This window comes from Thermodesulfobacterium thermophilum DSM 1276 (genome assembly GCF_000421605.1).
Taxonomy (GTDB): domain Bacteria; phylum Desulfobacterota; class Thermodesulfobacteria; order Thermodesulfobacteriales; family Thermodesulfobacteriaceae; genus Thermodesulfobacterium; species Thermodesulfobacterium thermophilum.
The window spans coordinates 77548-102750 of sequence record NZ_ATXI01000006.1 but is presented as its reverse complement, the minus strand read 5'-3'; the positions used below and the strand labels follow the sequence as shown (position 1 = coordinate 102750).

The 25203-nt window shown below is 39.3% G+C and carries 22 protein-coding genes; 17 read left to right on the top strand and 5 right to left on the bottom strand.

What is annotated here, in order from left to right; all coding sequences use genetic code 11:
• Positions 1-15 precede the first annotated feature (15 nt).
• Positions 16-2133 (top strand): L-lactate dehydrogenase (quinone) large subunit LdhH, encoded by a 2118-nt coding sequence (gene ldhH / locus H529_RS0104025; protein WP_022855265.1) that lies wholly within the window; start codon positions 16-18, stop codon positions 2131-2133.
• Positions 2134-2136: 3 nt separating this feature from the next.
• The gene (locus tag H529_RS0104020) at positions 2137-2568 is read left to right on the top strand and encodes a PPC domain-containing DNA-binding protein (protein ID WP_022855264.1); all 432 of its coding nucleotides are present in this window, start codon (positions 2137-2139) and stop codon (positions 2566-2568) included.
• A 55-nt stretch (positions 2569-2623) separates the two neighbouring features.
• Here the strand turns inward: H529_RS0104020 and H529_RS0104015 are convergent, their stop codons facing one another.
• Positions 2624-3643, bottom strand: a complete 1020-nt coding sequence (locus H529_RS0104015) for an alpha-hydroxy-acid oxidizing protein (protein WP_022855263.1) — start codon at positions 3641-3643, stop codon at positions 2624-2626.
• A gap of 270 nt (positions 3644-3913) precedes the next feature.
• Here H529_RS0104015 and H529_RS0104010 point away from each other — a divergent pair, with 270 nt between their 5' ends.
• Together H529_RS0104010 and H529_RS0104005 are read left to right on the top strand one after the other, a co-directional pair.
• Positions 3914-4267, top strand: a complete 354-nt coding sequence (locus tag H529_RS0104010; RefSeq protein WP_022855262.1) for a hypothetical protein — start codon at positions 3914-3916, stop codon at positions 4265-4267.
• Positions 4227-4697, top strand: coding sequence for a hypothetical protein (locus H529_RS0104005; protein ID WP_158506235.1), 471 nt, complete (start codon positions 4227-4229; stop codon positions 4695-4697). The genes H529_RS0104010 and H529_RS0104005 overlap by 41 nt, the downstream gene beginning before the upstream one ends.
• A 1-nt stretch (position 4698) precedes the next feature.
• Here H529_RS0104005 and H529_RS0104000 read toward each other — a convergent pair whose 3' ends face one another.
• Both H529_RS0104000 and H529_RS0103995 read right to left on the bottom strand, forming a co-directional pair.
• Positions 4699-6024, bottom strand: coding sequence for a sigma-54-dependent transcriptional regulator (locus H529_RS0104000; RefSeq protein ID WP_022855260.1), 1326 nt, complete (start codon positions 6022-6024; stop codon positions 4699-4701).
• The gene (locus tag H529_RS0103995) at positions 6003-7259 is read right to left on the bottom strand and encodes a two-component system sensor histidine kinase NtrB (protein WP_162138228.1); all 1257 of its coding nucleotides are present in this window, start codon (positions 7257-7259) and stop codon (positions 6003-6005) included. The genes H529_RS0104000 and H529_RS0103995 overlap by 22 nt, the downstream gene beginning before the upstream one ends.
• A 147-nt stretch (positions 7260-7406) precedes the next feature.
• Here H529_RS0103995 and H529_RS10060 point away from each other — a divergent pair, with 147 nt between their 5' ends.
• From H529_RS10060 to thiE, 4 genes are all read left to right on the top strand, one after another.
• Positions 7407-8342 carry a cation diffusion facilitator family transporter gene (locus H529_RS10060; RefSeq protein WP_022855258.1) on the top strand — a complete coding sequence of 312 codons (936 nt, stop codon included), beginning with the start codon at positions 7407-7409 and terminating at the stop codon, positions 8340-8342.
• Positions 8335-9423, top strand: a complete 1089-nt coding sequence (locus tag H529_RS0103985) for a DUF763 domain-containing protein (protein ID WP_022855257.1) — start codon at positions 8335-8337, stop codon at positions 9421-9423. The genes H529_RS10060 and H529_RS0103985 overlap by 8 nt, the downstream gene beginning before the upstream one ends.
• A 71-nt stretch (positions 9424-9494) precedes the next feature.
• Positions 9495-10187 carry an anaerobic ribonucleoside-triphosphate reductase activating protein gene (locus H529_RS0103980; protein WP_022855256.1) on the top strand — a complete coding sequence of 231 codons (693 nt, stop codon included), beginning with the start codon at positions 9495-9497 and terminating at the stop codon, positions 10185-10187.
• Positions 10188-10808, top strand: coding sequence for a thiamine phosphate synthase (gene thiE, locus H529_RS0103975; protein ID WP_022855255.1), 621 nt, complete (start codon positions 10188-10190; stop codon positions 10806-10808).
• A gap of 4 nt (positions 10809-10812) precedes the next feature.
• On the opposite strand, the gene H529_RS10055 is transcribed toward thiE, so the two are convergent.
• Both H529_RS10055 and H529_RS0103965 read right to left on the bottom strand, forming a co-directional pair.
• Entirely contained in the window at positions 10813-11451 is a 639-nt protein-coding gene (locus H529_RS10055; RefSeq protein WP_022855254.1) for a flavodoxin family protein, read from the bottom strand.
• Positions 11452-11655, bottom strand: coding sequence for a hypothetical protein (locus H529_RS0103965; RefSeq protein WP_022855253.1), 204 nt, complete (start codon positions 11653-11655; stop codon positions 11452-11454).
• A gap of 846 nt (positions 11656-12501) precedes the next feature.
• Between H529_RS0103965 and H529_RS0103960 the strand changes: the two genes are divergently transcribed.
• The 9 genes from H529_RS0103960 to H529_RS0103920 all read left to right on the top strand — a co-directional run bounded on the left by H529_RS0103960 (position 12502) and on the right by H529_RS0103920 (position 25199).
• Positions 12502-13599 (top strand): M24 family metallopeptidase, encoded by a 1098-nt coding sequence (locus tag H529_RS0103960; RefSeq protein WP_022855252.1) that lies wholly within the window; start codon positions 12502-12504, stop codon positions 13597-13599.
• A gap of 17 nt (positions 13600-13616) precedes the next feature.
• Positions 13617-15635 carry a ferrous iron transport protein B gene (gene feoB / locus H529_RS0103955; RefSeq protein ID WP_022855251.1) on the top strand — a complete coding sequence of 673 codons (2019 nt, stop codon included), beginning with the start codon at positions 13617-13619 and terminating at the stop codon, positions 15633-15635.
• Positions 15636-15690: 55 nt separating this feature from the next.
• Positions 15691-17394 carry an FAD-dependent oxidoreductase gene (locus H529_RS0103950; protein WP_022855250.1) on the top strand — a complete coding sequence of 568 codons (1704 nt, stop codon included), beginning with the start codon at positions 15691-15693 and terminating at the stop codon, positions 17392-17394.
• Positions 17391-18701, top strand: coding sequence for a histidine--tRNA ligase (gene hisS / locus H529_RS0103945; RefSeq protein WP_022855249.1), 1311 nt, complete (start codon positions 17391-17393; stop codon positions 18699-18701). Before H529_RS0103950 ends, hisS begins: the two co-directional genes overlap by 4 nt.
• 3 nt (positions 18702-18704) lie before the next feature.
• Positions 18705-20198 (top strand): anthranilate synthase component I, encoded by a 1494-nt coding sequence (gene trpE, locus H529_RS0103940; protein WP_022855248.1) that lies wholly within the window; start codon positions 18705-18707, stop codon positions 20196-20198.
• A 4-nt stretch (positions 20199-20202) separates the two neighbouring features.
• On the top strand, positions 20203-20856 hold the full coding sequence (locus H529_RS0103935) for an anthranilate synthase component II (RefSeq protein WP_022855247.1): 654 nt from the start codon (positions 20203-20205) through the stop codon (positions 20854-20856).
• 4 nt (positions 20857-20860) lie between these two features.
• Positions 20861-21580: a lysophospholipid acyltransferase family protein gene (locus H529_RS10050; protein WP_022855246.1), complete on the top strand. Its 720-nt coding sequence runs from the start codon at positions 20861-20863 to the stop codon at positions 21578-21580.
• Positions 21581-21587: 7 nt separating this feature from the next.
• Complete coding sequence (gyrA, locus tag H529_RS0103925; RefSeq protein ID WP_022855245.1) at positions 21588-23999, top strand: DNA gyrase subunit A; 2412 nt, start codon at positions 21588-21590, stop codon at positions 23997-23999.
• Between the two features lie 93 nt (positions 24000-24092).
• Positions 24093-25199 (top strand): inositol-3-phosphate synthase, encoded by a 1107-nt coding sequence (locus tag H529_RS0103920; protein ID WP_022855244.1) that lies wholly within the window; start codon positions 24093-24095, stop codon positions 25197-25199.
• Positions 25200-25203: the final 4 nt, after the last annotated feature.

Below are 25203 nucleotides of genomic sequence, written 5' to 3'. Positions count from 1 at the left end.
GGCGGGGTTGTTATTATGCTTAAAGAAGAAATCAAAAAGGCTTTAGAACATCCGGTTATTTCTAAGGCTCTTACGAATTTTTATGAAGCTTATGTAGTTGCTCGAGAAAAGGCTTATACAGGGCTTGATTTTGAGGAGATAAGAAATGAGATAGTTCGGGTAAAAAGCTATGCCGCAGAACATTTTGACGAATTGATAAAAAAATTTACAGAACAAGCCACCAAAAGAGGGGCTAAGGTTTTTTACACCAAAGACCCAAAAGAGGTTATAAACTATGTGTTAGAGGTAGCTAAGGCTCATAACGTAAAAACCATAGTGAAATCAAAATCCATGGCTACTGAAGAGATCCATCTTAACAAACATCTTCAAGAGGCTGGAATAGCGGTTTATGAGACAGATTTAGGGGAGTGGATCATCCAGCTTGCAGGTCAGCGCCCTTCTCACATGGTTTTACCTGCCATTCACCTTACCCGTTATGAGGTTTCAGACATCTTTACAAAAAAGGTAGATGCCGTTGAGCCTGACATAAAAAAGATGGTAAAGTTTGCCAGAAAAAACTTGAGAGACAAATTTCTCAAAGCAGACCTGGGGATTACAGGAGCAAATATTGCTGTAGCAGAGACAGGAAGTATTGTAATTTTTACCAATGAAGGTAACGCAAGGCTGGTTTTAACCCTACCCAAAGTTCATATAGCAGTAGTCGGTATAGAAAAACTGGTAGACAAGCTTGAGGACATAGATCCTATCGTTAAAGCCTTACCAAGAAATGCAACCGCACAACCTATCACCACCTATGTGTCTTTTATCACCGGAAAAAGGGAACACTGGGATGGGACCAAAAAAGAGGTCCACATCATCCTTTTTGATAACGGTCGTTCTGAGATGGCAAAAGACCCTGTTTTTAAAGAGGCCTTACAGTGTATCAGATGCGCTTCCTGTTTAAACGTATGTCCTGTTTTTAGGCTGATAAGTGGTCTTGTTTTCGGAAGGGTTTATACCGGAGGAATCGGAACCATCCTTACCGTCTGGACTGAAGGCCTTAAGGCTACGAAAGATATTCAAAACCTCTGTATCCAGTGTGGCAACTGTGTAAAAATATGTCCAGGCAAGATAAACATCCCTGACCTGATCTTGGAGATAAGGAGAAGGCTTGCCGAAGAAGAGGGGTTGCCTTTAAAGGTAAAGGCTATTTATTCTGTGGTAAACAACCGCAAACTTTTTCATACAGCCTTAAGGATGGCCTCAAAACTACAAAAACCTTTCAAACAAGGGCCTTTTATAAGGCACCTGCCTTTAGCTTTTGCCGAACTTACCCAAGAAAGAAGTCTTCCTGCCATAGCAGACAAACCTTTTAGGGACCAGGTTAAAAAGATAAAACAGCCAGAGGGCAAGGAAAAGGTAGCCTTTTTTGCAGGATGTCTCATAGATTTTGCCTATCCAGAGATAGGAGAGGCCTTGGTTAAGCTACTTAACAGGGCAGGTATTAGAGTAATTTTCCCTCAAGAACAAACCTGTTGTGGGGCACCTGCCCTTTATAACGGCGTTATGGATGTTGCTGCTAACAACATGTTGCAAAACTTAAAGGCTTTAGAACAGGAAAATCCAGATTTTATCCTTTCAGCCTGTCCCACCTGTACTCTGGTTTTAAAGAAGAAAGGCTTGTTGGCCCTAAGGAATCAAAAAGTTTCTCCGGAGCTTATCGCAAAGGCAGAAAAAATGGCAGAAAAAGTGATAGATGCTTCATATTTTATCCATAAGCTTATCAAGGAAGGTAGAATCACCTTTAGTAAGCCTTTAGAAGAGGAATTCACCTATCATGATCCATGTCATCTAAAGCGTTCGTTAAACATCTGGCAAGAGCCAAGGGAATCTTTACAAAAAGCAGGGCTTAAGCTCAAAGAGATGTTTGAGTCAGATATATGCTGTGGTATGGGAGGTTCTTATTCTTTAAAATTTCCAGAGATCTCGGTAAAAATCCTTGAAAGAAAACTGAAAAACATACAGGATACAGGGGCAAATCTTGTATGTACTGACTGCCCTGGATGTATCATGCAGATAAGGGGTGGGGCTGATAAAAAAGGGTTAGCCTTTAAGGTAAAACATTCATTAGAAGTTCTTGCAGAGAGGTTGTAAACCATGGAAATTATAAAAGAATACAGAGTAAAGAGAATTTTTCAGGGAAGGGTTCCCAAAGGAGAGGATCTTTTCAGGTGGTTAACCCAAAAAGTTAACGAATTGGGTATTAAAGCCGGTATGGTTTCAGGGATTGGGGCTGTAACCAGGGCTACGATAGGATACTATGACCAAATAAAAAGGGAATATGTGATAAAAAGTTTTGAACAACCTATGGAGGTTCTAAGTCTAAAAGGAAACGTTTCAGTTAAAGACGGAACCTCTTTTGTGCATCTTCACGTAGTTTTAGGTAAAGAAGATTTTACTGTCGTCGGAGGTCATCTTTTTGAAGGTTCTGAGGTGTTTGCCTTTGAGTTTGAGATCGTAGAGTTTGAAGGAGAGGCTTTTCAAAGAGGTTTTGACGAGCTAACAGGTTTGTATCTCTGGCAACCTTAATTTTTGATATTTCAGGTCAGAGGCCCTTCATGGCACCTCTGACCTGAATAAGTTTTTAAATTTTTACCAAGATGTTTGATGGCACGTTCTTTACTGAAGCTACTCCAGTTAACAACATGGTTTGAATAAGTTCGTTTTTTATTTTATCAAAGTAGATCTTAAGACCTTCTCTCATCCCACCAAAAACAGCTATGACAACAGGTCTCCCTATAAGCACCGCATCAGCCCCAAGGGCAAGTAGTTTTAACACATCTGCCCCACTTCTTACCCCACCGTCTGCGATGATGGTCATTTTCCCTTTAAACCTTGCGGTGATTTCTGGCAAAACATCAGCCACTCCTGGTGTATGGTCTAAAACCCTTCCTCCATGGTTAGAAACCACTATACACGAAACCCCACAGTTATAAGCAATCTCAGCATCTTTTACTGTCATGATACCTTTGAGTACAAAGGGTAAAGAGGTAGCTTTTACCAACTCTTCGATTTCCTTAGGAGTTTTAGGGTTTACAGGTTGTCCTTTTAAAGCCATGGTAATAAGCCCTGCACCGTCTATGTCTACCCCAACTGCTAAAGCGCCTGCTTCTTCTGCCATACGGATCCTTTTGATTATTTCTTCTTGAGACCTTGGTTTGATGATAGGGATACCTTTGCCATCAAACTTTTTAATGGCATTTATACCACTTGAATACATCAACGGGTCTGCACCATCTCCTGTCCATCCGATGGTTCCAGCCATAAGAGACCCAGCTATAACCTCTTCGGTATAAACATCTTCGGTGATAGCACCTCCCATGTTATAGGTAGTCCCGGTTATAGGTGCTGCCATAACAGGAAGGGTTAAGGTTTGACCAAATAATTCCGTTTCGGTAGAAGGGGTTTTAACCTCGTGAATTGCAGTAAGGTTAAATTTATAACGGTTTAAGGCCTCTAAATTAGCCTTAAAGGCAGACCCAGTTCCAAGTCCACCCATCCCAGGCACCTCACCTGCACAGGCAACTCCATTACACACCGGACAAACCCTGCAAAATCCTTTTAGTTTTTCTTTAGCATTCTTTTTCACCTCTTCCCAAGTCATACCAAGCCCCCTCTTTATAAATTTGTAGTAAAGTACTTACTTACTAATGTTATCAGGTCTATACCGTTTTTCAAGCCTTATAAAAATAGTTTTTTTACCTTTTGTAAAATTTACCAGCAAATTTTTGTAAACATTACAAAAGACAAGCTTTTTTATCGTTAAAAGAAGTCCAGTTCTCAAAGATTTTTGAGGATTTTGGAAGAGCGATAAACAGGCACGGATTTTGTTAAATGATTAATAAAACTACAAAACAAAACCAGGAGGTGTGGTATGAACATCAAGAAGACCTTAGCGTTGGCGTTAGGATTGGGTACTCTTTTAACCGGGCCAGTTTTTGCTTACAAGGGGATGGGACCTCAGGGGATGGGGCGTCCTATGGCTCCACCGGTTGATCAAGCTAAGTTACAGGAATTCTGCAAGGAAGTACAACCTCTCTATCAAAGAGAGGCTCAATTAAGGGCAGAGGCTCGTTCTCTTATTCTTCAGCCAAACCCTAATTGGGATACTATTCTTGCAAAAGAACAAGAACTTGCTAAAATCCGTGTAGAAATAATGAAGAAAGGACACGAGAAAGGATTGCCACTTGGTAAGCATGGTCACTGGAGAAGGTACTGCGGTTGGTAAGATGAAGGTTAAGTCCCGGGCTTTTGGCCCGGGTTTTTGGATATTCTTAAGTTTCTTTTTGATACTTATTCTAACTCCCTCTTTAAATGCTCATCAATTTAAGTTTTTTCAAGAACTTCCCTATGACCCAAATTTGGAGATTACTTTTAAAGGTAAGATTTTGTCTGTTTATCTTCCTCCCAGAGGATTAGCCTCTCTTGAAGTAGAAAGAGAAGGTAAAGCCTATACGGTTTTTTTGTGTCCAGTCCATTATTATCGTTTCCTAAATCCTGATTTTAGCGCAGGGCATCAGGTAGAGGTTACTGGGGCTAAAACCTATTTTCCTAAGTATGGCATCATTTTTATGGCAAGACATGTTAAAAACTTAACCACAGGTAAACTATATCTTTTTAGAAGTCCTGTAGCACCTTACAAACCGGTGTGGGAATAAATTATTCTTTCAAGCCTAAGTCTTTTAGTTTGTTATAAAGGGTCTTAAGGGATATCCCAAGAAGTTTGGCTGCTTCAGGTTTGTTTCCCTTAGTAAGTTCAAGGGCTTTAAGTATGGCTTTTTTCTCTAAGTTTTTAATCTGTAAGTCATCTTTTAGGGTCGTCTTGTCTTGAAACAGGTCCTTTGCTTTAAAGGGGATTTCTACTTCTATCATGTCTCCTTTACTAAGTATCACTGCCCTTTCAAGAATGTTCTCAAGTTCTCTTATGTTTCCTGGGAAAGAGTAGTTTTCAAGTTTTTCCCAGGAAGATGGACTTAGTGGTTTTAAAGGTTTCCCCAGCTTCTGACAGATTTTTTCTAAGAGATATTGGACGATGGTTTTTAGATGTTTTTTCCTATCCCTAAGTGGAGGAAGATAAAAAGAAAAAACGTTAATCCTGTAAAATAGGTCTTCTCGAAAAATCCCTTCAGCTACAAGTTTTTCTAAGTCTTTGTTGGTGGCTACGATAAATCTTGCGTCTGTTTTCAGGGTTTCAAGGCCTCCTAATCTTTCAAAGGCTTTATCTTGAAGCACTCTTAAGAATTTAGCCTGCACGGTAAGGCTCATCTCCGAGATTTCGTCAAGAAAAAGGGTGCCTTCTCTTGCGAGTTCAAACTTACCAGGTTTAGTCTTTATAGCACCGGTAAAAGCCCCTTTTTCATAGCCAAAAAGTTCAGCTTCTACTAAATTTTCAGGCAAAGCAGCACAGTTTATTTCTACAAAAGGCCCTTTTCTTCCGCTTAAAACATGAATTATCTTGGCGATTAAACTTTTCCCGGTGCCTGTTTCTCCTAAGAGGCAGACGGTGGCATCTGTAGGGGCAATTTCGATCAGCCTTTCATAAAGGTCCTCCATCCCTGCAAAAACAACCTCAAGTGGGGGCAAATCTGCTGGATAAAAGGAGGGGGATTTTTTAAATTTTTTAAGGTATAGTTTTAATTTAGCTAAAAGTTCTTCTGGGGAAGAAAGAGGCTTGGTAAGGTAATCCACAGCTCCTGCTTTCATGGCCTCAACCGCTGAAGGGATGGTGCCAAAAGCTGTAATAACAAGAAAAACCGTTTCCGGAAGGATTTTTTTAGCTTTTTTGATAAAAGTGATGCCGTCAAGACCTGGCATTTTAAGGTCGGTGATTACGATATCTGGATTGAGTTCAGGAAGGTGAAACAAAGCAGTTTCGGGGTTATGAAAAACCCAAACTTTATAGTTTTCCTCCTGAAAGGTCATCTCTAAGAAACTTGCAAAGGAGGTATCGTCTTCTACGATAACTATCGAGGGATTTTTATCCATACCTCTGTCCCAGAAGAAGGTTCTGATTTAAGCTCAATCCTGCAATTTAGTTCCTCACATAGGTTTTTGACTATAGTCAAACCAAGGCCCATGCCTTTGGCTTTTGTGGTAAAAAAGGGTTCCCAAATTTTAGGTATCAACTCTTGAGGAATCCCTTTTCCAAAATCTTTTATGTAAATAATATAAAAAGTCTTTTCAGAAATTAAACCTAAATCCACCCTTAAGTTGCCTGCCTCTTGAGAGGCTTGCCAGGCATTTTCCAAAAGGTTTATCAGTATCTCTTTTAGTTTATCTTGGTCAGAAACTACCATAAAGTTTTTTCCCTCAAGAGTTACTCTCAAGTCTGCCTCAGGATAAAGAAGTTTAAAGGTTTCGATAACCTCTGTTAAGAGGCTGTATAAGTCAAAAGAAGAAAAATTTGGCTTTTGGGGATGGGTATAAGAATTTAGGGTTTGTAAAAGTTTCTCCATCCTTAAGGTTTCTTTTAGGATAAGATTAAGGGCCTTTTGGGTCTTTTCTTCTGGAGTTTTTTTAAGAATTAACTGGGTAAAACCCTTTATACTGGCTAAAGGATTTTTCATCTCATGAGCAAGGACCTGAGAGATAAACTTCCATCTCTCAAGGTCTTCGATCCTCTGTATCAACCTTTCAGACCGTTTAAAAAACCAAAAACCAATGACCCCTAATCCAAAGAACCCTAACCCAAGAAAAAACTCTAAATAAACATGCTTTTTAGCATAACCTAAAATTTCCTCTACGGGAAATATGTGGAGTGCTACCCTCAGGACCGCCTGTTGCTTTTCTGTTTTTAATAGATTTTCGTAAACAAACAACTTTTCTTCAGTAAGAGTAGTTTGATAAAAACTTCGAGGAAAGGTAACATTAAAGGAAACCCTATCTTGAATCTTTGTCCCTATAAGCTCTGGGTTAGAATGAAGTAATATTTTACCCTCTGTATCATAGATCGCTACATAAGCCACTCCCTCCCATTCTTCTCCTAAAAGAAGCCAAGCAAAAAAGTTTTTTTCCTTTTTTATCAGGTCTAAACCAAAGTTTTTGATCAGACTTTTAAGGGTAATTTCTACCCCTATGGCCTGAAGTTTTAACCCTGTATCTAAAGTCTTACGGATGTTTTGATAGTTAGAGACTGCAGCAAGAATGAAAAAAACTCCGGCTAACAGAGAGATCCCTAAAAACATAAAAGGTAAGAGAGGTTTTTTTAAATAAATTTTCATTTTGTCTTTTTGGGAGGTCATATTTTTAGCTTAATCTAAAATCTTAAAATGTAAAATCAAGGGCATAACCCATAAAAGGATCTTCTTAGGGTTGACAAACCAAGAAAAAGAGGAATTTTAGTATAAAACTTAAGAGGGTTGGAGACGATGCATCACCATCATCATGGCCATGATGAAAAAACTGAGATTAGAGGGAAAAATCTCTTTTACGTAGCCCTTTTAAACCTTTTGATAACTGTTTTTGAGTTTATCGGTGGCTTGGTTTCAGGAAGTATGGCTCTTTTGTCTGATGCCTTTCATAATTTAGGTGATGTAATGTCTGTGGTGATTACCTATTTTGCCCATAAGATTTCTTTAAGAAATCCTAACGAGAGAAAGACCTTTGGTTATAAACGCATAACCATTTTAGCAAGTCTTTTTAACTCGGTTACGCTGTTAATAATATGTTTTTTCCTGATTAAGGAGTCTATCGAAAGACTGGTTACCCCATCTCTTATAGACGTTAAAACCGTGTTTGTGGTAGGAAGTATAGGGTTTTTAGGTAATCTTTTGAGTTTGAAATTTTTAAAAGGTTCTGCCAAAGAAGACCTAAACGTAAAAAGTGCTTATCTCCACATGTTAGGAGATGCTTTATCCTCTTTGACTGTGATAGCAGGGGCAGTTTTTATTTATTATTTTGGGTGGTTAAGAGTTGATCCGGTTATCAGTATAATAATAGCCTTTTATATTGCTAAAGAGAGTTTAGAGGTTTTGTTAAAGTCAGTTGACATCATCATGCAAGCAACCCCTTTTCATGTCGAAATCCCTAAGATAGTAGAGGGACTGTTGAAAATTCAAGATATACAAGATGTCCATCATATACATGTGTGGAGTCTTGACGATAAAACCCATTTTTTTGAGGGCCATGTTAACCTAAAGTCTGACATGAACATAAGTGAAACGGCAAAAGTTTTGCAAAGCATCCAAGAGGAGTTAAAAAAGTTTGATATTCATCATATAACCATACAGTTTGAATATCAGGGAGTATGCCCAGAATGTGAGGTGTTTCATAATAACTTTTTAAAAAGGGACAAAGATGGTTAGTAGAAGTATAGTAGACCTGCCTTTGCATGGAGGGAAATGCCCTCCCTGGCTTTTTGAAAGGATGGTAAGGTTAAGCAGGGCTATTTTATTGCTTGTGTATCAGGAGTTTGGGGCTAAGGAATTGATCAAAAGGTTGTCTGACCCTTTTTGGTTTCAGGCTTTAGGTTGTTTGCTTGGTTTTGACTGGCATTCCTCAGGCCTCACCACAACCGTTGGTGGTGCTATAAAAGAGGCTTTGAAACCCTATTTTAACGACTTAGGAATCTATGTTTGCGGAGGAAAAGGTAAGAGGGCTTTAAACACCCCTCAGGAAATTATCTTCTGGGGAGAAAAACAGGGACTTCCTAAACAAGCCTATAAGTTTGTAACCTTAAGCAGACTTACCGCAAGGATAGACAACAACGCCATCCAAGATGGCTTTCAACTTTATTTTCATCTTTTTCTGTTCTCCAAAGATGGCCAATGGGGGGTAATACAACAAGGTATGGATGAAAAAACTGCCTATGCAAGACGGTATCAATGGTATAGCGAAAAGGTGTTAGACCTTTGCGAAAACCCCCATACAGGAATTGTTTCTTCTGTCAAAAAAGAAAACGTACTTAATCTGGTGGCTAAGGAAAGTAAACCTGTACAAAATTCGTTGGTAAGGTTGCTAACAGAAGACCTAAGTTTAGTTATAAAGGAGTTAACTCCGAAGGTGCATCTTATATTTAAAGAGGACCATACCTTAACCCTCAAAGACCTATCGGTTAAATCCTTGAAGAAAGTTTGGGAAAAGGTTTATGAAAACCCTCCGTCTGATTTTCAGTCATTACTGTTAACCGAAGGTATGGGGGCCAAAACCTTAAGAGCTCTTACCTTAGCTTCAGAGCTTATCTATGAGGTTAAGGCCTCAAGAGAAGATCCGGTAGTTTATAGTTATGCCCACGGAGGCAAAGACGGACATCCCTATAGACTAAACAGAAAACTTTATGATACGACCATCCAGGAGTTAGAAGAAATACTAAGAAAAGCAAAGTTAGGAGAAACAGAAAAGCTAAGTTTGTTTAAAAGGCTTCCTAAAATTTTTAACATAGGATAAAAGTGTATTGCTCTTGTTTCTCCTTCAGGAAGGTTTATATTTTGGGTAAAGTTTATCCATAGGTGGGGTTGATGATTAAAGGGTTTATCGGTACAAGCCTGGTAGATTATCCGGGGAAGATCTCTTCGGTGATTTTTACCTATGGGTGTAACTATAGATGTCCCTTCTGTTATAATGTTGATTTGGTCCTGCCTGAAAGGTATAAAAAGTTAAAAAACCTTTCTGAAGACTGGGTTATAGAGGAGTTAAAAAGGAGAAAGGGCTTTATTAAAGGGGTGGTGATTACCGGAGGAGAGCCTACCCTTTGGGGAAAAAGGCTTGTCAGTTTTATAGAAGAAGTTCGCTCTCAAACCGGGCTTCCTGTTAAGCTTGATACCAACGGTAGCTCTCCAGAGCTGGTAGAAGAATTGGTAATTTCTGGCTTGGTAGATTTTTTTGCCATAGACTTTAAGACTTCCCCTGATAGATATGCTGAACTCGGAGGGGATTTTGCTCTGGTTGAGCAAACTTTTAGGGTTTTAAAAAACATCGCAGATAGGGTAGAGATAAGAGTTACCATGTATCCTCCCCTTTTAACAGAAAAAGACTTAGAAAAGATGGTTCCTTATCTTGCGTGGTTTAAGAGAATAGCCCTGCAGAAGTTTGTCCCGGAAAACACGTTAAAAAAAGACCTGGTGGGGGAGGTAAACCCAGAATTTTACCACAGAGTAGATGCTTATTTAAAAGAAAGATTGCCAGAGGTTTCTATAGTAAAGAGATATTAGATGGTTTTAAAAGGTTTTTATGTGATAACCGACGAGGTTTTGACCCCTTATCAAGACGGAGAAATCTTTCGAATGGTTGAAAAGGCGTTAAAAGGAGGGGCTAAGTTTGTTCAACTAAGAGATAAAAACTCAGATTTAGAGGTTTTAACAAACATAGCCATAGAACTAAAGAAGCTTTGCCACAGGTTTGGTGCTTATTTTATCGTTAACGACAGGGTAGATTTGGCAGCCAAAGTGCTGGCAGACGGGGTGCATGTAGGTAAAGACGATCAGCCTCTTAGCCAGGTTAAAGAGATTTTTAAAGGCCCTATCATCGGGGTTTCCTGTTATGGAGACTTGAGAAGAGCCATGGAGGCAGAAAAACAGGGAGCCACTTATGTGGCCTTTGGGAGTTTTTACCCCTCTCCTACCAAACCGAACTCAACCGTAGTAGATAAAACCTTGATCCCTCTTGCTAAAAAGACTCTAAAAATTCCTGTATGTGCTATAGGTGGCATAACCTTAGAGCGAGCAAAGGAGCTTGTCCAATTAGGGGCAGACATGGTAGCTGTTATAAGCGACCTATGGAAGGATAACGACATAGAAGGAAAAGCAAGAGCCTATGCTAAACTTTTTGAATAAGGGGTTAAGGAGTAGGGTCTAAGTCAAGCCCTAAAAATTGAGCTAACTCTTCTTTAGACTTGGTTAAGTCCTTTTTTTCGAGGATAGAGAGTTTTTCTCCTAAAGTTTTAACCTTTTCTAAACCCTCAAGGTGTTTAAGTATTTCTCCCTTTTTATCAATCCCTCTTAAAAAAATTCCTCCTATATATTCTCCGTCTATGGTATCAAGCACGTATTTAAAACTTCTTACTAAACATTCAAAGACTTTTTTGCCTTTGGTTGCACCTAAAGCAAGAAGGATACCTTTTGGTTTTTGAGAGGGAGGTGGAGCTTTAAGAAGATATTTAGAGACCCAGAAGGCTTGAAATCTTTCGAAAAAGGCCTGCAAAAAAGAAGGATGGGAATAAAAGAAGATAGGGGTTGCTACCACCAGAAAGTTAGCCTTAAGAATTTTAGGGTAAACTTCGGTTAGGTCATCTTTTAGAATACACGTTCCGTCTTTTTCACAACCTTCGCATTCAACACAAGGGGAGAAATTAAGTTCCGTAAGTTTTATCTTTTCAGTTTTTATTTTTTGGTGATTAAGGGTAGAGAGGAAGGCATCAAGGAAAATTTCAGAATTGCCCTGACTTCTTGGGCTTGAGTGAATGGCTAAAAGTTGCATCTATTTGGTGAGGGTTTTTTTGATAACAGAAAAGACCTGGGTAAAAACCTCTTCAAAGGTAGCAGGGGAGCAGCGTCCCATTTCGATAAATTTGATGACGATTTCTTTGGTGGTTTTGAGGGTGATTTCCTCTAAAGGAGAAAGTTTAAAGTTTTCGGTAGGTTTATTTTTGTTTTCCAGATTAACTATTTTACCTGTGCTCATTTACCTCACCTTTAAAGGAATTTAAAAAATAATCATAGCCTAAATTAAATAAATTGCAAGAACCACAGGCGGCATTCTCTAAGTCCATTGTTTAGGACGGTTGTTTATCCAGACACAAGCCTTTAACATCCCAATCCCTTTTGAAGTAGGGCAGGTTTCTACAGTAAGGTATTTTGAGATTAATAATCTATGTTTTGTCAATTGTCGCAATCCCTTTTGAAGTAGGGCAGGTTTCTACAAAAACACAAATCTGAAAATGATTTCCACGTCACGGTCGCAATCCCTTTTGAAGTAGGGCAGGTTTCTACTCTTACCCCTTGAAACCCTGATAAAATCTAACTTTTTAAAGTTTAGTATAAAACTAAATTTTTAAAAATGACCCCTTGAAACCTTGATGAAATCTATGCTTGAGAGTCAGGGATAACAAAAATTTCTTACATAAAATCAATAACTTACAAAGATACTTTCGGGCAGGTTTGATTGCAAATGAGACTCAATAAAATACCTCTAAAAATACCCTTCTCTATATCGCATCAAATCTTGCTTGTAGGGAGGGGTAAAAATTATCCATTTATTTGCTAAATATATGTACACACACCCTTGAAAAGGGTATATCATCCCCTTAAAAAACTAACAACTTAACTTCCACCCCTGCCCCGTAGCCTATTCACTTGTCAAAGACATAATAACCACTTATTAATTATATAATATATAAAAATTTTTATAAGACAACCCTTAAAAAGACAAAAATTTTTGAGTTCAGTTAGATTTTTCTTGTAAAAGCCTAAAATTGTAGTATCTTTTTAATTTAGATTGAAAATCAATTTTGATAAAAGGTAGGTTGAAATGACAAACGAGATAGCACAAAAGTTAACCAAGGTAAGGGCTTGTTTTGAGAGATGGGGGGTTGATGGTTTTCTTTTTTCTTCTCAGGCCAACGTGTTTTATCTTTCTCACTTTAGGTCAACCAATGCCTATGTTTTGATAACAGGGGATAACGTCTGTTTTCTGACAGATTCTCGTTATATTGAAAAGGCTAAAAAAGAGCTTGCCTCCTGGGAGGTAGTTGAGATTAAGGGAGATACGATAGGGTTTCTTAAGAAGTTTATTCAGAAGGCAGGGGTTAAGCGATTAGGTTTTGAAAAGGATAAGGTAAGCTGTGCTTTTAAGGAAAAGCTTAGAAGTAATAAATTCAAACTGGTGGGGGTGGTTGACCCCCTTGGTTTGATAAGAATGATTAAATCTAAAGAAGAAATCGAGGTTTTAAAAGAAGGGGTTAAAAAGACTGACAAGGTTTTTAACAAGGTTTTACAGGAGATAGAAAGATCTTTTGCAGAAGGTTATCCCATTTCAGAGCTTAAGATAAGAGGTTTTTTAGTGTCGCAGATGTTTATTGTAGGAGGAAGGGGAGAAAGTTTTCCTGCTATAGTTGCCTTTGGAAAAAATAGTTCTGTTCCTCATTGGGAGACTTCAGAAGCTCTTATCGAAAGAAATGGGGTGTTGCTTTTAGACTTTGGGATGGTGTGGAAAGGTTATGCTACTGACTTTACCCGCACGATATATCTTGGGGATCCTCCTGCTGAGTTTGTTAAACTTTACAACATCCTTAAAGATGCGTGGTTTTTAGGTTTTGAAAAGGTAAAGGTTGGAGAAAAGGTTAGTGAGATAGACCGCACCATAAGAGAATTTCTTGCTAAAAAGGACCTTGCTAAGTATTTTATCCATGCTACAGGACATGGGATAGGGGTTGAGGTGCACGAAGCACCAAGGGTGATTTACACGGTAGATCCAAACCTAAGGATCGAAGAAGGCATGGTTTTTACGATTGAACCAGGGCTTTATTTTCCGGATAACTTTGGGATAAGGCTTGAAAATATGGTGTTTGTAGAGGGGGGGGGAGGCGAGATCGTTTCTGAGGCCTCTTTAGATTTAATAACGCTTTAAAATACAGGGGGAAATGGATGAAAACCATCAAGGTGGCTTTGATAGGTAATCCTAACGTAGGCAAAACAAGTATTTTAAACCATTTGGTAGGGGCAAATCTTAAGATAGGAAACTGGGCTGGGGTTACTGTTGAAAAGAAAGAGGGAAAAACCTTTTTTCAGGATTATGAGGTCTATTTTGTAGACCTTCCAGGAGTTTATACTCTGGAAGAGGTGGTGTCTGAAGACGAAAAGGTAGCCTTAGATTTTTTGCTTTCTGGTGACTATGACGTAATCCTTAACGTGATAGAAACCCCAAGGATAGAAAGGGACCTCTATCTTACCTGTCAGCTTTTGGACCTCGGCAAACCTATGGTGTTAGCTTTAAACATGATAGATGAGGCTCAAAAAATAGGGATTTCTATAGATGTAGAGAGGTTGGCAGAACTTTTAAAGGTTAGGGTGGTAAAAACTGTAGGTAGAACTGGAGAAGGGGTAAAAGAACTTTTGCCTGCGGTGGTTGAGGCTTATGAGAAACAGACTATACCGTTTCAGATCTCTTATCCCCCTGAGTTAGAGGAGAAGGTTAAGGCGTTTAGAGAGTCTACGGGAGAAAACTTGAGTAAATTTGAAACACTACGTTTACTTGAAAGTGAGGCCCAAGAGTTAAGCAGGATTATAAAAGAAAAACGGCTTAGTTTTACCAGAGGAGTAGCTAACGAGGTAGTTAAACGCAAACTTATCCCAAAGGAAAGTCTTACTGAAACGTTAGACAGATTTTTATTGCATCCTTTTTTTGGTTTTTTATCTTTTGGCTTTATCATGTATTTATTCTTTAAAACCTCGTTTGATTTCTCTAAACCTATCATAGACTGGATAGATGGTTTTTTGCAGGAGTTTTTGGCACCTTTTTGTGCTCAGGTTTTAGAAGATTTAGGTGTTTCTGAGTTTTTAAGAAGTTTTATAGCAAACGCGGTTTTTGGTGGGGTAGGAGTGGTGCTTTCCTTCTTACCTTTAATTGCGGTTATGTACTTTTTCTTAACCCTTCTTGAAACCTCAGGCTATCTCCCAAGGGTTTCTTTTTTGATGGACAGATTTACCCATAAGATAGGGTTGCATGGCCAAAGTGTAATCCCTCTTATCCTTGGACTTGGTTGTAACGTCCCTGCTATACTTGCTACAAGGACTTTTCAAGAAACTAAAGATAAACTTTTAGTCATAGCTATGGTGCCTTTTATTTCTTGCCCTGCAAGGCTGGTGGTTTTTTCTTTCTTTGCTTTTGTGTTCTTTCAAAACCCTGTAGCGGTTATCTTGGGATTGTATTTCTTAGGGATTATTTTTTCCGTGTTGACAGGGGTCCTTTTGAGAAAGACCTTATTAAAGAAGGAACTATCTCACTTTGTGATGGACCTTCCTCCTTACAGGATGCCTGCGTGGAAGACAGTCTTTAACATCACCAAGGTTTATATCAAAGATTTCCTCTATAGGGCAGGGACGGTGATCTTTGGGGTTTCAGTTTTGGTATGGTTGCTTTTAAACCTTCCGATAGGTGAGAAAAACATAGAAAATACCTATGCTGCTAAGCTTGGTAAAGCCTTGAGTTATGTTCTTTCTCCTGTCGGGCTTGGAGATTGGAGGATTAGCACCTCTCTTGTCTCAGGTTTTTTAGCAAGAGAGGCTATTTTAAGTAACTTAGGGGTTATCGTGTCTGAAGAGAAAGAAGATGGTTTAGAAAAGATAGACCCAAAGGAAAAAGCCAAAGAGGAGTTCTTTAAACTGGGAGAGGCTTTGAAACAGAGTTTTACCTCTTTGTTTAGTTTTTTCCCTGTTTCTTTTTCTGTAGAAGAGGAAGAAGGCTCTTTGAAAGAAAAAATAAAGGGACTTATGAATTTTAAACAGGCTCTGTCGTTGCTGGTCTTTGTGCTGATCTATAATTCCTGCGCTGCTACTGTTATTACGATGGCAAGAGAGGGTAATGTGAGGTTTGCGTTGGGTTTCTTGGTGTATAGTTTTGTTTTGGCCTGGGTGCTTGCTTTTCTTGTTTTCAGGTTGGTTTAAAATAATTCATCTTATGTTAAAATGCATAAGAACACTCTTGGGGAGGAAGACTTAAATGCGAGTTTTAGTGATAGGGGCTGTAGCTTGTGGGACGAGAGCTGCCTGCAGGCTTAAGAGGTTGCGTCCAGATGCAGAAATCCTGATGATAGACCAGGATCAGTACATCTCCTATGGTGGTTGCGGTATGCCCTATTATCTTACTGGAGATGTATCTCACATAGATGAATTAAGAAGAACTACCTTTCATGCTATAAGAGACGAAAGGTTTTTTAAAGAAGCTAAAGGCATAGAGGTCTTAACAAGGGTTAAGGCAGAAGAGATAGACAGGAGAAAAAAGACGGTAAAAGTTAGATGGTTAGACACAGGTAAGATCGAAGAGATAGGTTATGACAAACTGGTGCTTGCTACCGGCACTAAACCAAAGGTTCCTCCTATTCCTGGGGTTGACCTTGAGGGGGTGCATACCCTTTCTAATCTCCATGATGCTATCAGGATTAAAGAAAAACTTGTTAAGGGAGAGGTTAAAAACCCTCTGGTTATAGGGGCTGGTTTTATAGGGCTTGAGGTAGTAGAGGCTTTTGGAGAGTCCTGGGGGCTTCCTGTAACCCTTTTAGAATACTTTCCTCAGGTGTTGCCAAGGCTTATCGATCCTGTGCTTTCAAGGATTGTAGAAAATCACTTGAGGAAAAAGGGGGTTAAGGTAGTTTTAAATGCCAGGATTAAAGAAATCGTAGGGGGAAACGGGAAGGTAGTAGGGGTCAGGACAGAAGATGGGTTTTATCCTGCAGACCTGGTTCTCTTAGCTACAGGAGTCATCCCTAACACTGACCTTGCTAAACAGGCAGGTCTTCTGGTCTCTCCTCTTACCGGTGGGATCGTGGTTAACGAAAGGATGCAAACCTCAGACCCAGATATATATGCAGGTGGAGACTGCGTAGAGGTAGTCCATTTGATAACCGGTAAGAGGATGCTCATGCCCCAAGGTTCTTTGGCTAACAAACAAGGAAGGGTTATAGGCACTAATCTTGCAGGAGGATATGCCAGGTTTAAAGGCACCATCGGTGCTTTTATTTTAAAGTGTTTTGATATGTCTATAGGTGGCTGTGGGATTAGTTTAGGGGTAGCTAAAGCAGAGGGGTTTAGAGATGCAACCTATGCCCTTAACATCCAGCACGAAAGGGCTCATTTCTTTTCTATAGGCTGTTCCTACTATAACTTAGTGTTTGATAAAAGGACAGGTAAGGTTTTGGGTTTTCAGTCTGTAGGGCCCTATACTGATGGTACTTTGGCAAGGGTGCATGCTATGTCTACCTTGCTTTTACAAAAGCCTTCGGTTGCAGATTTAGTAGAGCTTGAGTTGGCCTATTCACCACCTTTTAACACAGCCCTTGACCCGATTAACGTTGTGGGACATGTGGCAGAAAATTTGATTTTTGAAAGGTTTAAACCGATAGAGTGGGAGGAGGTTTTAAGAAGATTAAGGGAAAGGGACCGAGATTTGTTGATAGTAGACGTAAGAACCCCAGAAGAAGCCAAAGAGATGGTACAGAGGTATCCCAACTGGATTAACCTTCCCTATCAAGGAGCAAAGGAAGCGATAAAAACCCTTCCCAAGGATAAGGACTTAGTGGTGGTTTGCAGTGTGGGAACAAGGTCTTATGAGGTGGTCCGCTGGTTAAAGGCCGAAGGTTATGACAGGGTGTTTATGCCTATGGGTGGGGTTGTGCTTGCTAAATCCTGGGGAGAAGATGTTAGATGAAGCTGCAGGCAGTAAGAGGTTTTAAAGATTGGTTGCCTGAAGATTTCGTAAAGTATGAATATTTGATAGAAAAGGCACGGCTATGGTGTAAGCTGTTTAATTTTAAAGAGATTAAAATTCCTATACTTGAAAAAACAGAGCTTTTTGTAAGGTCCATAGGAGAGGTCACCGATATCGTTCAAAAGGAAACCTATTCTTTTGAAGATAGAAACAAAGACTGGTTGACCTTACGTCCTGAGGCTACAGCAGGGATCTGTCGGATGGTTATAGAGCATGGTTTGTATGTAAGGCCTAAGCCTCTGAAGTTTTTTACCATAGGCCCGATGTTTCGTCACGAACGCCCTCAAAAGGGAAGATTAAGGGAGTTTTTTCAGATAGACCTTGAGGTTTTTTCAGAGTTGAATCCTTATTTAGAGGCAGAAGTTATCTTTCTTGCCTTAAAGATTTTAAGAAGTCCTTTGTCTGAAGAATCTGATCAGCTCTATGCTTTAGAATTAAATACCCTCGGTTGTCCTGAGTGTAGACCTAAATATCGGGAGGCACTGTTATCCTTTCTTAGAGAGCATAAAGATGAGGTTTGCGAGACCTGTAAGGAGAGGATCGAGAGAAATCCTTTAAGGGTGCTTGATTGTAAAAATGAAGGCTGTAAAAAGGTCGTTTCAGGAAGTCCTTTGATTACAGATTTCTTATGCGAAGACTGTAGATCACACTTTCAGGAGCTTAAGGAGGCCTTGGAATCCTTAGACATCGAGTTTTCTCTAAACCCAAGGTTGGTAAGGGGTTTAGACTATTATGTGAGGACTATCTTTGAGATTAAGGCTAAAGGTTTAGGGGCTCAGGATACGGTGTGTGCTGGCGGTAGATATGATTATCTCGTTAAAGAACTTGGTGGACCGGAGTTGCCGGCTATAGGGTTTGCTATAGGTCTTGAAAGATGGGCTATTTCACTTTTCGGAGACGAAGAAAATAAGGGGCTTATTGACCCTAATACACTTACAGAAAAACTTTGCCCTGACCTTTATCTGGTGTTCTTGGGTAAACCTTTGATAAAACAAGGAGTAATCCTTTCTCAGAGGTTTAGAGAAAAAGGGCTAAGATGTGAGACCACTTATGAAGAAAAGTCTTTAAAAGCGCAGCTAAAAAATGCGGATAAACTTGGGGCTAAGTTTGTCCTGATTTTAGGAGAAAAGGAGTGGACTGAGAAAAGAGCTGTTTTTAGAGATTTAAAGAAAAGTGCCCAGAAAGAGATAGGTTTTGATGGTTTAGATGACCTTGTGGCGAAAGTGGTTAAAGAGATAAAGGGATAGTCTATGAGCTTAAAGGTTTTTCCAGAGAAAGAGGTCTTTATAGACCTTGCCCAAAAGCACAACCTTGTTCCCGTTTACACAGAAGTTGCTTGTGATTTAGACACACCTATCTCTCTTTTTTATAAAATAGGAGAAGGCCCTTATTCCTTTTTGCTTGAGAGTTTAGAAGGAGGAGAAAAGTGGGCAAGGTATAGTTTTATAGGAATAGACCCTTACTTAGTGTTTAAAAGCAAGGGAAATCAGATAAACCTTTTAGAAAAACAAGGGGATAGGTTAGTTTCCAAACAAGAATTTTTTAGTGATAATCCTTTTTATGAATTAAGAAAATTTATCAAAAAGATAGATTGTGCTGTTTTAGATGGATTACCCCGGTTTTTTGGAGGGGCTGTTGGTTTTATAGGTTATGAAGTGGTCAGGCTTTTTGAAAAGATCCCTGTAGGGGAAGATGTGCTTGGTTTTTCTGACCTACATTTTATGTTTCCTGAAGTGGTTTTAATCTATGATAGGTTTAAACATACCTTGAAAATTGTATATAACGCAAAGATAGACTTAAACGAGGAGCCTTCTGAAGTCTATCAAAAAGCTATCCACAAGTTAAGTGAAATAAAACATCGCCTTTCAGGTTTTTGCTCAAACGGTCAGTCTGTTGAAAAAGTTAACGTTTCTTCTCCTCAACCTGAGATCACAAAAGAAGAATTTTGTTCGATGGTAGAGCAGGCTAAAAGGTATATTTTAGAAGGAGACATCATTCAGGTGGTGCTTTCTCAACGGTTTAGGTTTAGGTCTGAGGGGCCTTCTTTTCTTTTCTATCGGGCGTTAAGAAAGATAAACCCCTCTCCCTATCTTTTCTTTTTAAAGCTTGATGATGAGGTGCTTATCGGTTCTTCTCCAGAGATTTTAGTGAGGATGGAAGGTAGTTTGGTTGAAACTCGCCCGATTGCTGGGACAAGAAGAAGAGGTAAAACCGAAAAAGAAGATAAGGAGTTAGAAGAGGATTTAAAAAGAGATGAAAAGGAGCTTGCTGAACATATCATGCTGGTTGACCTTGGGAGAAACGACCTGGGTAGGGTTTGTAAGTATGGAAGTGTAGAGGTTTATGAGTTGATGGTGGTAGAAAGGTATTCTCATGTGATGCATCTTGTGTCTGGGGTGAAAGGAGAGGTCTTACCAGGTTTAGATATGTTTGACGTGTTTGCTGCTACCTTTCCTGCAGGTACTGTGTCTGGAGCTCCTAAGATAAGGGCGATGGAGATTATCTCTGAGCTTGAAAAAACGGTCAGAGGTCCTTATGCAGGTGCGGTAGGTTATTTTGGTTTTTCAGGTAACATGGACTTTTGCATTACCATAAGAACTCTTTTTCAAAAAGGGAATGTTTGTTATTTGCAGGCTGGAGCAGGGATTGTGGCTGATTCTGACCCTGAAAAGGAATATGAGGAAACTTTAAACAAGGCTAAAGCTATTTTTAAAGCTATAGAAACCTTAGGAGAGTTTTGTTAAAAAAATGAAAAGGATAATCGTAATTGACAACTACGATTCTTTTACCTATAATCTAGTTCAACTTATCGGGATTATGCTCGAAAAACTTTGGGGAGGAGAGATAAAGGTTTTTAGAAATGATGTTGTGTCTACGGAAGAGGTGCTTAAGTTAAAGCCAGATTATTTAGTGATTTCGCCAGGTCCGTGTACCCCTAAGGAGGCAGGAATTTCGGTGGAACTTATCAAAAAGGCAGCAGGTAAAGTCCCGATTTTAGGGGTTTGTTTAGGGCATCAAAGTATAGGGTATGCTTTTGGGGCGAAGATAGTTAAAGCTAAAAGGCTTATGCATGGAAAAGTTTCCCAAATTTATCATGACGGCAAAGGAGTTTTTACCGGACTTCCTAATCCTTTTCAGGCTATGCGTTATCATTCCTTAGCCATAGACCCAGGAACCTTGCTGGAGTATTTTGAGGTTACCGCTCGGGCTGAAGACGGTGAGATTATGGGAATAAGGCATAAAGAATATCCTATAGAAGGGGTACAGTTCCATCCAGAGTCTATCGGTACCTCTCTTGAGAGATGGATGAAGTATTCTCTACCCCCTAAGGATTGGGATTTTTCTAAAGAGGACCTACCAGAAGGGGTGATACTTTTAAAAAACTTCTTTACCGTTTATTGAGGCTATGGAAAGGGCGGCTGAGGTTCTAAGAAACTTTTTGTGCTGGGTCTATTGTTTAGTAACCGTTCCTGTTTTTGGAAGTTTAGTTTTATTGATAAGAAAACATTTTTGGGCAAGAATCTGGTGCAAAGGGTTGTTAAAGGTATTAGGGATAGAGATCAAGGTTTATCAAGAGATAGATTTACCTAAGGGTAATTATGTTTTTATGAGTAATCATCAGAGTCAGCTCGATATCCCGGTTTTAGAAAAGGTGCTTGAAGCCTATAACATAAGGTTTTTAGCCAAAAAAAGTCTTTTTAACATCCCTTTTTTTGGATGGGGATTAAGGGCTTTAGGATATGTTCCTGTGGAAAGAGAAGACCCTAAGGAGGGGTTTAAGAGTATCTTAGCCTGTGTAGAAAGGCTAAAAGAAGGGGTTTCTCTGGTAGTTTTCCCTGAAGGTACAAGAAGTAAGGATGGGGATCTTTTACCTTTTAAGCTTGGTGGATTTTTAATCCCGATTAAAGCTCAGGTGAAGGTAGTGCCTGTTTCTCTGTGGGGGACGAAAGAGGTTTTACCTAAGGGGTCCCTTTGGTTAAAGGTAGGGAAAAGAAGGAAGGTAGGGGTTTATTTAGGAGCACCTATAGAGACTACCGGTTTGTCTTTAAGGGACAAACAGGTTTTAGCTCAAAAGGTAAAAGAATCTATTTTAAAAGGGATAGAGCACCTTAAGAAGGAGGGTTAAGTAAGGTATGTCAGAAGTAATAGCAGTTTCTTTAGAAGAAGAGCTCAAAGAAGCTTATTTAGACTATGCGATGAGTGTTATCGTAGGTAGAGCTCTTCCTGATGTAAGGGATGGTTTAAAGCCTGTTCAAAGAAGAATTCTTTATGCTATGTATGAAACAGGAAACGACTGGAATAAGCCTTACAAAAAAAGTGCAAGAATTGTGGGAGAGGTTATCGGTAAATATCATCCTCATGGAGATATGCCTGTTTATGAGTCTATAGTAAGGATGGCTCAAGATTTTACCATGAGATATCCTCTTATAGATGGGCAGGGGAACTTTGGGTCTGTCGACGGAGATGCTCCTGCCGCGATGAGATATACTGAGGTAAGGCTTGCTAAGATCGCCCATGAACTTTTAGCAGACATAGAAAAAGAAACGGTAGAGTTTGCACCTAACTATGATAATACCTTGAAAGAACCTCTGGTTTTACCTTCCAAAATTCCCAATCTTTTGATAAACGGTTCATCAGGAATAGCGGTTGGTATGGCAACCAACATCCCACCTCACAATCTTTCTGAAGTAATCGATGGACTGCTTTTCCTTTTGAGAAATCCTGAGGCATCAGTAGAAGATTTGATGCAATATATAAAAGGGCCAGACTTTCCTACCGGAGCCTATATCGTAGGCACTGAAGGCATAAAACAGGCCTATACTACAGGTAGAGGAAGTATAAAACTTAAGGCTAAGCATAAGATAGAACGAGAAAAAGATAAAGTTAGGATAGTTTTTGACGAAATTCCCTATCAGGTTAGCAAAGCTAAGGTGGTAGAAAAGATAGCTCAGCTGGCTAAAGATAAGAAAATCGAGGGGATCGCAGAAGTAAGAGATGAGTCTGACAGAGAGGGTATAAGGATTGTAATTGAACTGAAGAAGGAATGGGGAAATGCTCCTTATACCATCTTAAAAAAGATCTACGAGATGACTCCTCTTCAGACCTCGTTTGGTGTGATCATGTTGGCTTTGGTTAACGGTAAACCCGAGGTCCTTACTCTTAAGGATATCTTACAGAATTTCTTAAACTGGAGAAAGACGGTTGTTATAAGAAGGACGCAATATGACCTCAGGAAATCTAAGGAAAGACTTCATATTTTAGAAGGTTTTTTAAAGGCCCTTTCTCATATAGACGAAATTATAGAACTTATCAAGAAATCTCAAACTCCTAAGGAAGCAAAAGAAGCCCTTATAAAAAGGTTTGATTTTAGCGAGATACAAGCTCAAGAGATTTTAAACCTAAGACTTCAAAGGCTGACAGCCTTAGAAAGAGAAAAGATACTCCTGGAATATGAGGATATCAAAAGGGCCATAAGTTATTATGAGAAAATCCTAACTCACGAACCTACACTTTTGGCTGTAATAGAAGAAGAATTGAAAGAAATAAAAGAAAAATATGGAGATGAAAGAAGAACTCAGATCATTTTTGAAGATGACTCGGATGAGGTAAGCCAGGAAGAGAAGTTACCTTCGGAAGAAGTTTTGTTTTTGATAAGTGAAGAAGGGTACGTGAGGAAGCTTTCTTTAGACCTTTTTAGCCCTCAAAAAAGAGGGGGGAATGGTAGTTTGGCTTTTACCTCTGAAGAGAGGTTGAAAGTTGCCATACAAACAGAGGCTACAGCGTTTTTATGGATTTTTACAGAAGACGGGAAGGTATACCCACTTGACCTTAGAGAGCTTTCCTTTTCTGGAAAAACGGTTAAAGGAACTCATATCAAAAATTTGCTCCCTAACCTGGAAAGTCCTGTGTCTTTTGTACTTCCACCTGCTGAAGAAGGGTTTTTAGTTTTGGCAACAGCCAAAGGTATCGTTAAAAAACTTGAGATAGAAGAACTAAAAAACCTAAGGAAAAACGGGCTTATAGTGATAAGTCTAAAAAAAGGAGATAGACTTTGTAAAGGTGTGATTACCAACGGTAACGATCGTCTGCTTTTTTTGACCAAGAAAGGGATGAGCCTTCATTTTGAGGAAAAGGAACTTGGTGTTACCAAAAGGCAGGCTGAAGGGGTAATAGGTATTAGGTTAGACGCCAACGATGAAGTTTTAGGATTGATAAAGACCTCTTCCCAAGGATATCTTTTTACGATCACAGAAAAAGGTTTTGGTAAAAAAACCCCGTTTACTGAGTTCAGGCTACAAGGAAGAGGAGGAAAGGGTATCATAGCTCATGGAGTAAACGAAAAAACAGGATATTTAGCAGATGGGGTAGCTACTTTTGAAAAAGAAGACTTTGTGGTTTTTTCAAGTTCTGGTAAAGCAATAAGGATTTCTTCGCAAGATGTGCCTCAACAAGGGAGGTCTACCAAAGGAGTAAGGATTATAACGTTGTTGCCTGGAGAAATAGTGATGGGAATAACTCCGATAAGGATAGAAGAAAAAATTTAAGAAATTTAAACTGAATAAATACTGTTGGATTGATATTATCATGGTTTATGATATTTTTATAAAGTCGAAAAATTGTTTTAGGAGGACTATATAATGTCTAAGACTGTAAAGGTGGCTATCGCTGGGGTAGGAAACTGTGCAAGTTCTTTAGTTCAAGGGGTTTTTTATTATAAAGAGGCAGATCTTTCGAAGATTCATGGTATCATGTTTGCTAAAATAGGAGATTATAAGCCTTCAGACATAGAATTTGTGGCTGCCTGGGATGTAGACGCAAGAAAGGTAGGAAAAGATTTATCTGAGGCTATTTTTAGCCTTCCTAATTGTACTGCTATTTTTTACAGAGACGTTCCCAAGCTTAACGTGAAAGTAAGGAAAGGTAAGGTTTTAGACGGAGTTGCTAACCATATGTCTAATTTCCCTGAAGATAAAAGTTTTCAAGTTTCTCCAGAAAAAGAAGACAGTTTGGAAGACATGGTGGCTGTTCTTAAGGAAACCCAGGCAGACGTTTTAATAAACTATGTGCCAGTAGGGTCTGAACAGGCAGCCAGGTTTTATGCCGAGGTTTGTTTAAAAGCAGGGGTTGCTTTTGTAAACGCCATGCCCACCTTTATAGTTTCAGACCCTGAATGGGGAGCAAAGTTTGAAAAAGAAGGCATCCCTGCGGTAGGAGATGACATAAAATCTCAGCTTGGAGCAACCATCTTACATAGAACGTTGGTTCAGCTCTTTGTAGACAGAGGTATTCCTTTAAAAAGGACCTATCAGTTAAATTTTGGTGGAAATACCGATTTTTTAAACATGTTAGAAAGAGACCGTTTAAAAACTAAAAAGATCTCTAAGACAGAGGCTGTAACCAGCCTTCTGCCTTACGACATAGGGTGGGAAAACGTGCATATAGGTCCTTCAGACTGGGTTCCCTGGTTAAAGGACAAAAAAATTGCCTATATCAGGCTTGAAGGGGAACATTTTGGAGGGGTTCCTCTTTCTGTAGAGGTTAAGTTAGAGGTAGAAGATTCTCCAAACTCTGCAGGATCTGCCTTAGATGCGATAAGATGTGCTAAGCTTGCCAAAGATAGAGGTATAGGAGGTCCTTTACTTTCCATCTCTGCTTATACGATGAAACATCCTCCTAAACAGTTCCCTGACCATATAGCCAGACAGATGGTTTTAGAATTTATCGAAGGGAAAAGAGAACAATAAAGGA

Coding starts and splice junctions, on each gene's coding strand:
- H529_RS0103960 (WP_022855252.1), top strand. CDS start 12,502: ATGACAAACGAGATAGCACAAAAGTTAACCAAGGTAAGGGCTTGTTTT.
- H529_RS0103935 (WP_022855247.1), top strand. CDS start 20,203: ATGAAAAGGATAATCGTAATTGACAACTACGATTCTTTTACCTATAAT.
- thiE (WP_022855255.1), top strand. CDS start 10,188: ATGGTTTTAAAAGGTTTTTATGTGATAACCGACGAGGTTTTGACCCCT.
- H529_RS10050 (WP_022855246.1), top strand. CDS start 20,861: ATGGAAAGGGCGGCTGAGGTTCTAAGAAACTTTTTGTGCTGGGTCTAT.
- H529_RS0103920 (WP_022855244.1), top strand. CDS start 24,093: ATGTCTAAGACTGTAAAGGTGGCTATCGCTGGGGTAGGAAACTGTGCA.
- H529_RS0104015 (WP_022855263.1), bottom strand. CDS start 3,643: ATGACTTGGGAAGAGGTGAAAAAGAATGCTAAAGAAAAACTAAAAGGA.
- ldhH (WP_022855265.1), top strand. CDS start 16: ATGCTTAAAGAAGAAATCAAAAAGGCTTTAGAACATCCGGTTATTTCT.
- H529_RS0103995 (WP_162138228.1), bottom strand. CDS start 7,259: ATGAAAATTTATTTAAAAAAACCTCTCTTACCTTTTATGTTTTTAGGG.
- H529_RS10060 (WP_022855258.1), top strand. CDS start 7,407: ATGCATCACCATCATCATGGCCATGATGAAAAAACTGAGATTAGAGGG.
- H529_RS0103985 (WP_022855257.1), top strand. CDS start 8,335: ATGGTTAGTAGAAGTATAGTAGACCTGCCTTTGCATGGAGGGAAATGC.
- gyrA (WP_022855245.1), top strand. CDS start 21,588: ATGTCAGAAGTAATAGCAGTTTCTTTAGAAGAAGAGCTCAAAGAAGCT.
- trpE (WP_022855248.1), top strand. CDS start 18,705: ATGAGCTTAAAGGTTTTTCCAGAGAAAGAGGTCTTTATAGACCTTGCC.
- H529_RS0104020 (WP_022855264.1), top strand. CDS start 2,137: ATGGAAATTATAAAAGAATACAGAGTAAAGAGAATTTTTCAGGGAAGG.
- H529_RS0103965 (WP_022855253.1), bottom strand. CDS start 11,655: ATGAGCACAGGTAAAATAGTTAATCTGGAAAACAAAAATAAACCTACC.
- hisS (WP_022855249.1), top strand. CDS start 17,391: ATGAAGCTGCAGGCAGTAAGAGGTTTTAAAGATTGGTTGCCTGAAGAT.
- H529_RS10055 (WP_022855254.1), bottom strand. CDS start 11,451: ATGCAACTTTTAGCCATTCACTCAAGCCCAAGAAGTCAGGGCAATTCT.
- H529_RS0104010 (WP_022855262.1), top strand. CDS start 3,914: ATGAACATCAAGAAGACCTTAGCGTTGGCGTTAGGATTGGGTACTCTT.
- feoB (WP_022855251.1), top strand. CDS start 13,617: ATGAAAACCATCAAGGTGGCTTTGATAGGTAATCCTAACGTAGGCAAA.
- H529_RS0104000 (WP_022855260.1), bottom strand. CDS start 6,024: ATGGATAAAAATCCCTCGATAGTTATCGTAGAAGACGATACCTCCTTT.
- H529_RS0103980 (WP_022855256.1), top strand. CDS start 9,495: ATGATTAAAGGGTTTATCGGTACAAGCCTGGTAGATTATCCGGGGAAG.
- H529_RS0103950 (WP_022855250.1), top strand. CDS start 15,691: ATGCGAGTTTTAGTGATAGGGGCTGTAGCTTGTGGGACGAGAGCTGCC.